Here is an 11,672-nt window from a genome sequence, read left to right as displayed (position 1 = left end):
CCGGCCGGGCCGCGCGGTTGCCGTGACGCAATCTATAGGATACACGGCGGCAGTTTCACATCCGCCGCCAGGAGGTACGACGTGGGCTTTCAGGACACCGGCATTCCGGGTCTTCTTCTTTTCGCCCCCAGGGTCATCAAGGACGACCGGGGCTTCTTCATGGAGAGCTACAAGCAGGCCGCCTTCCAGGAGCAGGGCCTGAAGATCGACTTCATCCAGGACAACCACGCCCTGTCCAAGACGCGCCACGTGCTGCGCGGCCTGCACTTCCAGACCCCGCCGCGCGCCCAGACCAAGCTCGTGCGCGTGACCAGGGGCGAGGTGCTGGACGTGGTGGTGGACCTGCGGGCGGGCTCGCCCACCTACGGGCAGTGGCGCTCCTTCGTGCTCTCCGAGAGCAATTTCCTGCAGCTGCTCGTGCCCAAGGGCTTCGCCCACGGCTACCTGACGCTCACCGACGAGGTGGAGTTTCTCTACAAGGTGGACGACTACTACGCCCCGGACAACGACAGCGGCATCATCTGGAACGACCCGGACCTGGCCATCGACTGGGGCGTCGCCGACCCGGTGCTCTCGCCCAAGGATTCCAGGCTCGGCTTCTTCAAGGACTTCACCTCGCCCTTCGTCTTCGAGGGCTGACACGCAAGCGAGGCCCCGCTCATGCCCGATCAGGCAGACAAGAAGAATCGTTTCGCCGCCTGCCACGCGATTATCCTGGCCGGCGGCTCCGGCACCAGGCTCTGGCCGCTCTCGCGCACGCTCCTGCCCAAGCAGCTCCTTTCGCTGGACGGCGGGCAGACGCTCCTCAAGCGCACCGTGACCCGCGCCCTGGAGGCCTTCGACCCGGCCAGCGTCTGGGTGGTGACCAACGAGGAGCACGTCTACGAGGTGCGCGGCCAGTTGCGCGAGGTCGACCCCAACCTGGAGGCCGGGGCGCTGGCCGAGCCCATGGGCAGAAACACCCTGCCCGCCATCATGCTCGCCCTGGACAAGATCACGGCCCGCGATCCCGAGGCCCTGGTGGCCGTCTTCCCGTCCGACCACCTGATCGAATCCAACGGGGCCTGGCTGGAGACCCTGTCCGAGGCCCTGCCCCTGGCGCGCGACGGCAGGCTCGTGACGTTCGGCATCAAGCCCTCCAAGCCCGAGACGGGCTACGGCTACATCCGCAAGGGCGAGCCCCTCGGCCCGGGCGCGTTCGACGTGCGCTCCTTCGTGGAGAAGCCCGACGCAGCCACGGCCCAGTCCTACCTGGAGAGCGGCGAGTATTACTGGAACAGCGGCATGTTCGTCTTTTCGGCCGCAGCCTTCCTGGATGCCGTGGCCCGCTTCCAGCCCGTGTTCCGGGAGTGGTGGGACGAGCGCGGGGAGACGCCCCTGGCGCTCGGCTACCACAAGCTCCCGGACATCTCGGTGGACTACGCCGTGGTGGAGAAGATGGACAGGCTGGCCGTGGTGGAGGCGCGCTTCGCCTGGGACGACCTGGGCAACTGGGAGGCCATCTACCGCATGGGCGGCAAGGACGCCTCGGGCAACGCCGTGCAGGGCGACGTTCTGTCCCTGGACTGCCGGGACAACCTGCTCATCTCCCACGGGGGCAAGCTCGCCTGCGTGGGCATCGAGGACATGATCGTGGTCCAGACGCGCGACGCCACGCTCATCTGCCCGCGCGGGAAGTCCCAGCGCGTCAAGGACGTGGTGGCCGCGCTGAAAAAGCAGGGCAGCCAGCTGGTCAACGCGCACGTCACCGTGCGCAGGCCCTGGGGCAGCTACACCGTGCTCGAGGAAGGGCCGCACTACAAGATCAAGCGCATCGAGGTCCCGGCCGGGGGCAAGCTGTCGCTCCAGATGCACCACCACCGCTCCGAGCACTGGGTGGTGGTCTCGGGCACGGCCCTGGTGCAGGTGAACGACAAGGAGATGCTCCTGACCGAGAACCAGTCCGTGGACATCCCCAAGACGGCCACGCACAGGCTCTCCAACCCGGGCAAGGTGCCGGTGGAGATCATTGAGATCCAGACCGGGCCGTACCTGGAGGAGGACGACATCGTGCGCTTCGAGGACGTCTACGGTCGCAAGGCCGGGGGCGGGCACGACGCGGAGCAGTGCTAGGGGAGGGCGCTTTCCTAAAATTGCGCGAGAAAAATGCGCGGGTTCCGTGGCGGACGCTTGACAAGCGGGGCATCCTCTGTCAGTTAGCCCGTCGCTCTTTGAGTTTGGAAGTTTCCCGCGAGGGCAAAAAAATAACCCTTGCAAGCCAATGGAGATTGAGCTAAAGCTCGCCGTCTTGGCGCTGGCGTAGCTCAACTGGTAGAGCAGCTGATTTGTAATCAGCCGGTTGCGGGTTCAAGTCCCTTCGCCAGCTCCAGGGGATATAAAGGTGGGGTTCCCGAGTGGCCAAAGGGAACAGACTGTAAATCTGTCGGCGTCAGCCTTCGGTGGTTCAAATCCACCCCCCACCACCACTGATAATGCGAGAAGCGCAGGAGACGTAAAACGTCGCTCGGACTGCGGATATGACGCGGGAATAGCTCAATTGGCTAGAGCATCAGCCTTCCAAGCTGAGGGTTGCGGGTTCGAGTCCCGTTTCCCGCTCCACGTCGCATCCCTCCGGCCTCGCTTCTAAAGAAGGCCCACGTAGCTCAGTAGGTAGAGCACTTCCTTGGTAAGGAAGAGGTCACCGGTTCAATTCCGGTCGTGGGCTCCATATAATTTCTATTAAAAACTCGCTGGCGGCAGCCACAAGAAAGAACGACCACTAGGGGGATTACCATGGGTAAGGCCAAATTCGAGCGCAACAAGCCGCACGTCAACATCGGCACCATCGGTCACATCGACCACGGCAAGACCACGCTGACCGCCGCGATCACGAAGCTTTCGTCTCTGCGGGGTTACGGCGATTACGTGGCGTTCGACCAGATCGACAAGGCTCCCGAAGAGAAGGAGCGCGGCATCACGATCGCGACCGCGCACGTGGAATACCAGACGGCCACCCGCCACTACGCCCACGTGGACTGCCCCGGCCACGCCGACTACATCAAGAACATGATCACGGGCGCGGCCCAGATGGACGGCGCGATCCTGGTGGTCGCGGCCACGGACGGCCCCATGCCCCAGACCCGTGAGCACATCCTGCTTGCGCGTCAGGTCGGCGTGCCGCACCTGGTGGTGTTCCTGAACAAGGTCGACCTGGTCGACGACCCTGAGCTCCTGGAGCTGGTCGAGCTGGAAGTGCGCGAGCTGCTGACCAAGTACGGCTACCCCGGCGACGACATCCCGGTGATCAAGGGCTCGGCCCTGAAGGGCCTTGAGTCCGACGACCCGAAGAGCGCCGACGCCGCTCCGATCTACGAGCTGCTGGACGCTTGCGACTCCTACTTCCCCGAGCCGCAGCGCGACATCGACAAGCCCTTCCTGATGCCCATCGAGGACGTGTTCTCGATCTCCGGCCGCGGCACCGTGGTGACCGGGCGTGTGGAGCGCGGCACCGTGAAGGTTGGCGAGGAAGTGGAGATCGTGGGCATCAAGGCGACCACGAAGACCACCTGCACGGGCGTCGAGATGTTCCGCAAGCTTCTGGACCAGGGCCAGGCCGGCGACAACGTGGGCGTGCTGCTCCGCGGCGTGAAGCGCGAGGACGTGGAGCGCGGCCAGGTTCTGGCCAAGCCGGGTTCGATCACCCCGCACAAGAAGTTCAAGGCCGAGGTGTACGTCCTGAACAAGGAAGAGGGCGGCCGTCACACGCCGTTCTTCTCGGGTTACCGCCCGCAGTTCTATTTCCGCACCACCGACGTGACCGGCGTGGTCACGCTGAACGAGGGCGTTGAAATGGTCATGCCCGGCGACAACGCCACCTTCAACGTCGAGCTCATCGCCCCCATCGCCATGGAGACCGGCCTCCGCTTCGCCATCCGCGAAGGCGGCCGCACCGTCGGCGCGGGCGTCGTGACCGAGATCACGGAGTAACACCATGCGGCTGAACATCATCTTGCAGTGCACCGAGTGCAAGCGCAAGAACTACGCGACTGAAAAGAACAAGAAGAATACGACCGGCCGTCTCGAAGTGAAGAAGTACTGCCCCTGGGACAAGAGGCATACCGTTCACCGCGAGGCGAAATAACCGGGCCGTATAACGCAGGGCAGTAGCTCCAACGGCAGAGCATCGGACTCCAAATCCGAGGGTTGTGGGTTCGAATCCCTCCTGCCCTGCCATATTTCTGGTAGGCACAAATGGCCACGAAGAAGATTAAATCCGGCGATGCGGCGGAGGTCGAAACTTCCGCCGCCTCATCGGTGAAAGGCAAGGTCGAGGAGTTCAAGGAATTCCTCGAACTTTCCAAAGTGGAGATCAAGAAGGTCACCTGGCCGACCCGCAGGGAGACCATGGTCACCTCCGTGGCCGTGCTCGTCCTGGTGGTGGTGATGACCATCTTCCTGGGCGCCGTGGATCTTGGCCTTTCACATTTGATGCAGCTCATCTTGTCATGACCGAAAACGTGACCGACACCACTCTTCCGGAGGGCTCTTCCAGGGCTCGCTGGTTCATCGTCCACACCTACTCGGGCTTCGAGAACCGGGTGGAGCAGACGATCCGCGAGATGATGCGCACGGGTCAGGACGAAGGCGCCATCGAGGAAGTCGTGGTGCCCACCGAAAAGGTTATCGAGCTGGTCAAGGGCGAAAAGAGGACCTCCACCCGGAAATTCTACCCTGGCTACGTGATGATCAAGATGGTCATGCACGACAAGTCGTGGCACCTGATCCAGGAGATTCCCCGCGTCACCGGGTTCGTCGGCGGCAAGAACAGGCCGACCCCTATGCGCGATTCCGAAGCCGAGCGCGTGCTTTCCATGATGGAGAGCCGGCAGGAACAGCCCCGTCCCAAGTTCAATTTCGATCGCGGGGACGAGGTCCGGGTCATCGACGGCCCGTTCGGCGGGTTCAACGCCCTTGTTGAGGACGTGAACTACGACAAGGGCAAGCTCAAGGTCTCCGTGTCCATCTTCGGCCGCCAGACCCCCGTCGAGCTCGATTTCGTTCAGGTGACCAAAAACTAGGCGGATCCCCAAAGATCCGTTGACCGATCAAAGGACGACACTACAATGGCTAAGAAGGAAGTCGCCAAAATCAAGCTGCAGCTCCCGGCCGGCAAGGCCAACCCCTCGCCTCCGGTGGGCCCGGCGCTGGGCCAGCACGGCGTCAACATCATGGAGTTCTGCAAGGCCTACAACGCCAAGACGCAGGACCAAATCGGCATGACCATCCCCGTGGTCATCACCGTGTACGCCGACCGCTCCTTCAGCTTCATCACCAAGACGCCGCCCGCCTCCGTGCTGCTGATCAAGGCCGCCAAGGTGGAGAAGGGCTCGGGCGAGCCCAACAAGAACAAGGTCGGCAAGGTGACCAAGGCCCAGATCGAAGAGATCGCCAAGCTCAAGATGCAGGATATGACCGCCAAAGACCTGGACGCCGCCATGAATACCATCATGGGTACGGCCCGCAGCATGGGTCTGGACGTGGTGAGCTAATAAGGAATTACCGCCATGCCCAAACACGGAAAGAAATACCGCTCCGCCGTCGAAGGTGTCGACCGTACCACCAAGTACGATCTCCCCGAGGCCGTGAAGATGGCCCTCCAGGCCGGACCCGCCAAGTTCGACGAGACCGTTGACGTGGCCGTCTGCCTTGGCGTCGATCCCAAGTATTCCGACCAGATGGTGCGCGGCGCCGTCACCCTGCCGCACGGCCTGGGCAAGACCATCCGCGTGGCCGTGTTCTGCAAGGGCGACAAGGTCGCCGAGGCCAAGGCCGCCGGAGCCGACATCGTCGGCGCCGAGGACCTGGTCGAGCAGATCCAGGGCGGCATGCTCGACTTCGACAAGGCCGTCGCCACCCCGGACATGATGGCCCTGGTCGGCAAGATCGGCCGCGTGCTCGGCCCCCGCGGCCTCATGCCCAACGCCAAGACCGGCACCGTGACCATGAACGTCACCGATGCGGTCAAGGAGCTCAAGGCCGGCCGCGTGGAGTTCAAGGTCGACAAGGCCGGCGTGCTGCACGCCCCCCTGGGCAAGAAGAGCTTCGGCCTGGACAAGATCCTCGAGAACTTGAAGGCCCTGCTCGACACCGTGATCCGCCTGAAGCCCAGCGCGGCCAAGGGCACCTACCTGAAGGCCATGGCCGTGGCCACCACCATGGGCCCCGGCTTCAAGGTGGACCCCGTCACGGTGAAGAAATTCCTGGAAGGCTAACAGCCTGACAGAACATCCGGAAGTAAGTCAAAGAAAGCGGGTGGGGCCGTTCCCCTTAATTTCCCGCCGAGACAGTCGCTTTGGCTTGCTTCCACCTATAACCCTGGAGGAGGCCGACCTTGCAAACTCGCGAACAGAAAGCCGAGATCATTGAGAAACTCAAGGATCGGGCCGTACGTGCGAGCATTGCCGTGGTCACCGATTTCAAGGGCTTGACGGTGGAAGAAGTGACCGCCCTGCGTGTCAAACTCCGCGAACAAGGAGTTGACTACCAGGTGGTCAAAAACACCCTGGCCCGAATCGCGCTGACCGACAGCCCGCACGACACCATCAAGGACCGCTTCAAGGAGCAGTGCGCCGTCGCCTTCGGGTATGATGACCCGGTGGCCGCCGCAAAGGCTCTGGTGGACTACGCCAAGGCCAACAAGAAGTTCGTCATCCGCTTCGCCTGCCTGCAGGGGAAGGTGATCGACGAGAACGGCATCAAGGCCCTGTCCACCATGCCCAGCAAGCCCCAGCTGCTTGCCCAGCTGCTCGGCACCATGAACGCGGTGCCCACGAGCTTCGTGTCCCTGCTGGCCAATGTGCCCCGCGGCATGCTCAACGTGCTGACGGCCCTGAAAGAGAAAAAAGAAGCCGCTTAAGCCAAAGCGTACTGAAGGAGAAGACTAAATGTCCGAGATCACCAAAGAGCAAGTTGTCGACTTCATCGCCAACATGACCGTTCTTGAGCTGTCCGAGTTCATCAAGGAGCTCGAGGAGAAGTTCGGCGTCTCCGCCGCCGCCCCCGTGGCCGCCATGCCCATGATGGCCATGGCCGGTGCTGGCGAGGCCGCTGCCGAGGTCGAGGAAAAGACCGAGTTCGACGTCATCCTCACCGGCTCCGGCGGCAACAAGATCAACGTCATCAAGGTCGTCCGCGCCCTCACCGGCCTGGGCCTGAAGGAAGCCAAGGACAAGGTGGACACCCTGCCCTCCACCATCAAGGAAGCCGTGTCCAAGGCCGACGCCGAGGACGCCAAAAAGCAGCTCGAGGAAGCCGGAGCCACTTGCGAAATCAAGTAGTCTGGTTAATATAACCAAAACGCCACGAAAGAGCGCACCCCCCGCAAGGGGGGAGTGCGCTCTTTTGTGCTTTCTCTTACAATCCTGCAAATCTTCAATGATTTTGGCAGGTTAGCATATAGGTCGAAATCAGGGCGAAGAGGCCCAGGCCAGCCCGGCAATGCCCGGGAAACCAACGTGAAGGCCGCCGGAAGCTGCGGCGGATCAACACAACTTCTCTTCGAGGGAACAATGGCCCAGCTGATCAAGAGTTTCGGCAAGGTCGACGACTCCGTCACCATCCCCCATCTCCTCAACCTGCAGGTGGACTCCTACGAGCTCTTCCTGCAGCGCGACATTCCGCCCGCTTCCCGCGCCGACGCCGGGCTCGAGGGCGTTTTCCGCTCCGTCTTCCCCATCGAGGATTTCAACAAGACAGCCAGCCTCGAGTACGTCAACTACGAGATCGGCGAACCCAAATACGACGTCCCGGAGTGCATCTCCAAGGGCCTGACCTTCGAGGCCCCGCTGCGCATCAAGGTCCGTCTGGTCGTTTACGACGTGGACGAGGAGACCGAGAACCGCACTATCCGCGACATCAAGGAGCAGGTGATCTACTTCGGCACCGTGCCCCTGATGACCGAGAAGGGAACCTTCATCATCAACGGGACCGAGCGCGTCATCGTCAACCAGCTCCAGCGCTCCCCGGGCATCATCTTCGAGCACGACTCCGGAAAGACGCACACCTCCCGCAAGGTGCTCTATTCCTGCCGCATCATCCCCATGCGCGGCTCCTGGCTCGACTTCGACTTCGACCACAAGGACATCCTCTACGTCCGCATCGACCGCCGCAGGAAGATGCCGGCCACCATCCTGCTCAAGGCCATGGGGATGTCCAAGTCCGATATTCTGGCATATTTCTACGACATCGAGCACTACTACCTTTCCGGTGAGAAGCTCTCCCGCGAGGTCCAGCCGCAGTTCTACCGCAAGGAGAAGGCCTGGGCGGACGTGATCGGCCCCGACGGCAAGGCCATCGTCACCGTGGACAAGCCCATCACCAAGCGCGCCTGGCGCCTCATGCAGGAGGCCGGGATCAGCCGCATCGACGTCGACCCCGCGTCGGTGCTCGGGCTCTTCGTCTCCCAGGAGTTCGTGGACAAGAACACCGGCGAGGTCATCGCCGAGCCCGGCGACGAGATCACCGAGGCCCTTCTCGAGCGCCTGCGCGAGCAGGGCGTGGAGACCATCCCCACCTTGTTCACCAAGGGCATGGACGTCTCAAGCTCCGTGCGCGACACCCTGCTGCTCGACAAGACCGCGGACCTCTCCGCCGCCCAGGTGGAGATCTACCGCCGCCTGCGCCCGAGCTCGCCCCCGACCCCGGAGATCGCGGCCAACTTCTTCGAGAACCTCTTCCGCAACCCGGACTACTACGACCTCTCCCCCGTGGGCCGCTACAAGCTGAACTCGCGCCTGCGCGTGAGCGAGCCCCTGGACTTCAGGACCCTCTCCAACGAGGACATCCTGAAGGCCGTGAAGCACCTGGTCTTCCTGAAGGACTCCCACGGCCCGGCCGACGACATCGACCACCTGGGCAACCGCCGCGTGCGCCCCGTGGGCGAGCTGGTCGAGAACCAGTACCGCATCGGCCTGGTGCGCATGGAGCGCGCCATCAAGGAGCGCATGAGCCTGCAGGAAGTGGCCACGCTCATGCCCCACGACCTGATCAACCCCAAGCCGGTGGCCGCGGTCCTCAAGGAGTTCTTCGGAACCTCCCAGCTGTCGCAGTTCATGGACCAGACCAACCCGCTCTCCGAGGTCACCCACAAGCGCCGCCTCTCGGCCCTCGGCCCCGGCGGCCTGACCCGCGAGCGCGCTGGCTTCGAGGTGCGCGACGTGCACACCTCGCACTACGGCCGCATCTGCCCCATCGAGACGCCTGAAGGCCCGAACATCGGCCTGATCGTGTCCTTGACCACCTACGCCAAGGTCAACGACTTCGGCTTCATCGAGACCCCCTACCTGGTGGTCAAGGACGGGCAGGTCACGGACGAGGTGGTCTACATGGACGCCTCCCGCGAGATCGACGAGGTGGTCGCGGCCGCCAGCACTCCGCTGGACGCCGGAAACCGCTTCACCACCCCGTTCGTTTCGGGCCGCATCAGGGGCGACCAGCTGATCATCCCCGTGGAGCAGGTCACGCTCATGGACGTGTCCCCGGGCCAGATCGTGTCCGTCTCGGCCGCGCTGATCCCCTTCCTGGAGCACGACGACGCCAACCGCGCGCTCATGGGCTCCAACATGCAGCGCCAGGCCGTGCCGCTCCTGCGTTGCGAGCAGCCCCTGGTGGGCACGGGCATGGAAGGCGCCGTGGCCCAGGATTCGGGCTCGTGCCTGCTGGCCGAGAACGACGGAGTGGTCGAGTACGCCGACGCCGAGCGCATCATCGTGCGCTACCTGGGCGGGGCCTCCCCGGAATCGGGCGGGGTCAAGGCGTATGAGCTCCTCAAGTTCCACAAGTCCAACCAGAACACCTGCTTCGGCCAGCAGCCCCGCGTGCTGGTGAACCAGAAGGTGAAGAAGGGCGACGTGCTGGCGGACGGCCCGGGCATCCGCGACGGCGAGCTGGCCCTGGGCAAGAACCTGCTGGTCGCGTTCATGCCCTGGTGCGGCTACAACTTCGAGGACTCCATCCTCATCTCCGAGCGCGTGGTTAAGGAAGACGTCTTCACCTCCATGCACATCGAGGAGTTCGAGGTGGTGGCCCGCGACACCAAGCTCGGGCCCGAGGAGATCACCCGGGACATCCCCAACGTCGGCGAGGAGATGCTCAAGAACCTCGACGACTGCGGCATCATCCGCATCGGCGCCAAGGTGAAGCCCGAGGACATCCTCGTGGGCAAGATCACGCCCAAGGGCGAGACGCAGCTCACCCCCGAGGAGAAGCTCCTGCGCGCCATCTTCGGCGACAAGGCCCGCGACGTGAAGAACACCTCCCTCAAGGTGCCGCCGGGCATCGAGGGCACGGTCATCGACGTGCGCGTGTTCAACCGCCGCTCCGGCGAGAAGGACGAGCGCACCCGCCAGATCGAGGACTTCGAGCTGGCCAAGATCGACACCAAGGAAGGCCAGCACATCGCTGGCATCACCGCCCAGACCCGGGCCAAGATCTGGGAGTTCGCCCAGGGCAAGTCCATCGGGCAGACGCTCATGGGCAAGAAGAAGGGCGAGGTCCTGGTGGAAGCCGGGCACCCGGTCAAGGCCGAGATCTTCGACACCCTGCCGGTGAAGAAGCTGGCCAACCTGTTCGTCTCGCGAGAGATCAACGAGCAGATCGCCGACATCCTGGAGAGCTACGACCGCCAGGTGCAGTTCGTGCGCGACGTGTACGAGTCCAAGCGCGGCAAGGCCGTGGAAGGCGACGACCTGCCCCCGGGCGTGATCAAGATGGTCAAGGTCTACGTGGCCGTGAAGCGCAAGCTCCAGGTGGGCGACAAGATGGCCGGCCGCCACGGCAACAAGGGCGTCGTGTCCTGCATCCTGCCCGCCGAGGACATGCCCTTCTTCTCCGACGGCACCCCCATGGACATCGTGCTGAACCCCCTGGGCGTGCCCTCGCGCATGAACATAGGCCAGATCATGGAGACCCACCTCGGGTGGGCCGCCAAGGAACTGGGCACCCAGCTGTCCTCCATGGTGGAGCAGGGCCTGCACACCAAGGACCTGCGCGAGCAGGTCAAGGCGACCTTCGAGTCGTCCTGGACCGCCAGGCTCGTGGACGAGATGGACGACGACGAGTTCGTGGCCGCCGTGAAGAAGCTCCGAAGCGGCATCGTGTGCAAGACCCCGGTCTTCGACGGCGCGTCCGAGGAGGAGATCTGGGGCTGGCTCACCAAGGCCGGGCTCCCCGAGGACGGCAAGGCCGTGCTCTACGACGGCCGCACCGGAGAGCCGTTCCACCGCACGGTCACCGTGGGCATCATGTACATGCTGAAGCTGCACCACCTGGTGGACGAGAAGATCCACGCCCGCTCCACGGGCCCATACTCGCTGGTGACGCAGCAGCCCCTGGGCGGCAAGGCCCAGTTCGGCGGCCAGCGCTTGGGCGAGATGGAAGTGTGGGCGCTCGAGGCCTACGGCGCCTCGTACCTCCTGCAGGAGTTCCTCACGGTCAAGTCCGACGACGTGGGCGGGCGCGTGAAGATGTACGAGAAGATCGTCAAGGGCGACAACTTCCTGGAGGCGGGGCTGCCCGAATCCTTCAACGTTCTGGTCAAGGAGCTCATGAGCCTGGGCCTGGACGTGGATCTGCTCCAGGAAGAGAAGAAGGTTAAAGCCGCCCGACGCTAGGCGGTTCGACATAGATTAGTAGAC

The 11,672-nt window shown here is 63.6% G+C and carries 11 protein-coding genes and 5 tRNA genes; all 16 read left to right on the top strand.

What is annotated here, in order from left to right; translation table 11 throughout:
• Positions 1 to 81: 81 nt before the first annotated feature.
• The 16 genes from rfbC to rpoB all read left to right on the top strand — a co-directional run bounded on the left by rfbC (position 82) and on the right by rpoB (position 11,648).
• Positions 82 to 639 (top strand): dTDP-4-dehydrorhamnose 3,5-epimerase, encoded by a 558-nt coding sequence (gene rfbC, locus ACZ5V4_RS04260; protein WP_464316927.1) that lies wholly within the window; start codon positions 82 to 84, stop codon positions 637 to 639.
• Positions 640 to 660: 21 nt separating this feature from the next.
• Positions 661 to 2,112 carry a mannose-1-phosphate guanylyltransferase/mannose-6-phosphate isomerase gene (locus ACZ5V4_RS04255; protein ID WP_464316926.1) on the top strand — a complete coding sequence of 484 codons (1,452 nt, stop codon included), beginning with the start codon at positions 661 to 663 and terminating at the stop codon, positions 2,110 to 2,112.
• A 180-nt stretch (positions 2,113 to 2,292) separates the two neighbouring features.
• A tRNA-Thr gene (locus ACZ5V4_RS04250) sits at positions 2,293 to 2,368 on the top strand.
• 11 nt (positions 2,369 to 2,379) lie between these two features.
• Positions 2,380 to 2,465, top strand: a tRNA-Tyr gene (locus ACZ5V4_RS04245).
• Positions 2,466 to 2,521: 56 nt separating this feature from the next.
• Positions 2,522 to 2,598: transfer RNA gene (locus ACZ5V4_RS04240), tRNA-Gly, on the top strand.
• Positions 2,599 to 2,631: 33 nt separating this feature from the next.
• Positions 2,632 to 2,707 (top strand) — tRNA-Thr (locus ACZ5V4_RS04235).
• Between the two features lie 65 nt (positions 2,708 to 2,772).
• Positions 2,773 to 3,966 carry an elongation factor Tu gene (tuf, locus tag ACZ5V4_RS04230; protein WP_464316925.1) on the top strand — a complete coding sequence of 398 codons (1,194 nt, stop codon included), beginning with the start codon at positions 2,773 to 2,775 and terminating at the stop codon, positions 3,964 to 3,966.
• A gap of 4 nt (positions 3,967 to 3,970) precedes the next feature.
• Complete coding sequence (gene rpmG / locus ACZ5V4_RS04225) at positions 3,971 to 4,120, top strand: 50S ribosomal protein L33 (protein ID WP_027191949.1); 150 nt, start codon at positions 3,971 to 3,973, stop codon at positions 4,118 to 4,120.
• 16 nt (positions 4,121 to 4,136) lie between these two features.
• Positions 4,137 to 4,212, top strand: a tRNA-Trp gene (locus tag ACZ5V4_RS04220).
• Positions 4,213 to 4,230: 18 nt separating this feature from the next.
• Positions 4,231 to 4,488 carry a preprotein translocase subunit SecE gene (gene secE, locus ACZ5V4_RS04215; RefSeq protein ID WP_464316924.1) on the top strand — a complete coding sequence of 86 codons (258 nt, stop codon included), beginning with the start codon at positions 4,231 to 4,233 and terminating at the stop codon, positions 4,486 to 4,488.
• Entirely contained in the window at positions 4,485 to 5,057 is a 573-nt protein-coding gene (gene nusG / locus ACZ5V4_RS04210) for a transcription termination/antitermination protein NusG (protein WP_464316923.1), read from the top strand. Before secE ends, nusG begins: the two co-directional genes overlap by 4 nt.
• A 45-nt stretch (positions 5,058 to 5,102) precedes the next feature.
• Positions 5,103 to 5,528 carry a 50S ribosomal protein L11 gene (rplK, locus tag ACZ5V4_RS04205; RefSeq protein WP_464316922.1) on the top strand — a complete coding sequence of 142 codons (426 nt, stop codon included), beginning with the start codon at positions 5,103 to 5,105 and terminating at the stop codon, positions 5,526 to 5,528.
• Between the two features lie 15 nt (positions 5,529 to 5,543).
• Positions 5,544 to 6,251 carry a 50S ribosomal protein L1 gene (gene rplA / locus ACZ5V4_RS04200; RefSeq protein ID WP_464316921.1) on the top strand — a complete coding sequence of 236 codons (708 nt, stop codon included), beginning with the start codon at positions 5,544 to 5,546 and terminating at the stop codon, positions 6,249 to 6,251.
• A gap of 119 nt (positions 6,252 to 6,370) precedes the next feature.
• Entirely contained in the window at positions 6,371 to 6,895 is a 525-nt protein-coding gene (gene rplJ, locus ACZ5V4_RS04195) for a 50S ribosomal protein L10 (RefSeq protein WP_464316920.1), read from the top strand.
• Between the two features lie 28 nt (positions 6,896 to 6,923).
• Positions 6,924 to 7,316 (top strand): 50S ribosomal protein L7/L12, encoded by a 393-nt coding sequence (rplL, locus tag ACZ5V4_RS04190; RefSeq protein ID WP_464316919.1) that lies wholly within the window; start codon positions 6,924 to 6,926, stop codon positions 7,314 to 7,316.
• A gap of 231 nt (positions 7,317 to 7,547) precedes the next feature.
• Positions 7,548 to 11,648, top strand: coding sequence for a DNA-directed RNA polymerase subunit beta (gene rpoB, locus ACZ5V4_RS04185; protein ID WP_464316918.1), 4,101 nt, complete (start codon positions 7,548 to 7,550; stop codon positions 11,646 to 11,648).
• The last annotated feature ends 24 nt before the right edge of the window (positions 11,649 to 11,672 follow it).

This window comes from Fundidesulfovibrio sp. YSD1 (assembly GCF_055397115.1).
The sequence above is the reverse complement of the archived record's forward strand: the minus strand, read 5'-3'. Positions and strand labels throughout refer to the sequence as shown.

Coding starts and splice junctions, on each gene's coding strand:
- ACZ5V4_RS04255 (WP_464316926.1), top strand. CDS start 661: ATGCCCGATCAGGCAGACAAGAAGAATCGTTTCGCCGCCTGCCACGCG.
- tuf (WP_464316925.1), top strand. CDS start 2,773: ATGGGTAAGGCCAAATTCGAGCGCAACAAGCCGCACGTCAACATCGGC.
- rpmG (WP_027191949.1), top strand. CDS start 3,971: ATGCGGCTGAACATCATCTTGCAGTGCACCGAGTGCAAGCGCAAGAAC.
- secE (WP_464316924.1), top strand. CDS start 4,231: ATGGCCACGAAGAAGATTAAATCCGGCGATGCGGCGGAGGTCGAAACT.
- nusG (WP_464316923.1), top strand. CDS start 4,485: ATGACCGAAAACGTGACCGACACCACTCTTCCGGAGGGCTCTTCCAGG.
- rplK (WP_464316922.1), top strand. CDS start 5,103: ATGGCTAAGAAGGAAGTCGCCAAAATCAAGCTGCAGCTCCCGGCCGGC.
- rplA (WP_464316921.1), top strand. CDS start 5,544: ATGCCCAAACACGGAAAGAAATACCGCTCCGCCGTCGAAGGTGTCGAC.
- rplL (WP_464316919.1), top strand. CDS start 6,924: ATGTCCGAGATCACCAAAGAGCAAGTTGTCGACTTCATCGCCAACATG.
- rpoB (WP_464316918.1), top strand. CDS start 7,548: ATGGCCCAGCTGATCAAGAGTTTCGGCAAGGTCGACGACTCCGTCACC.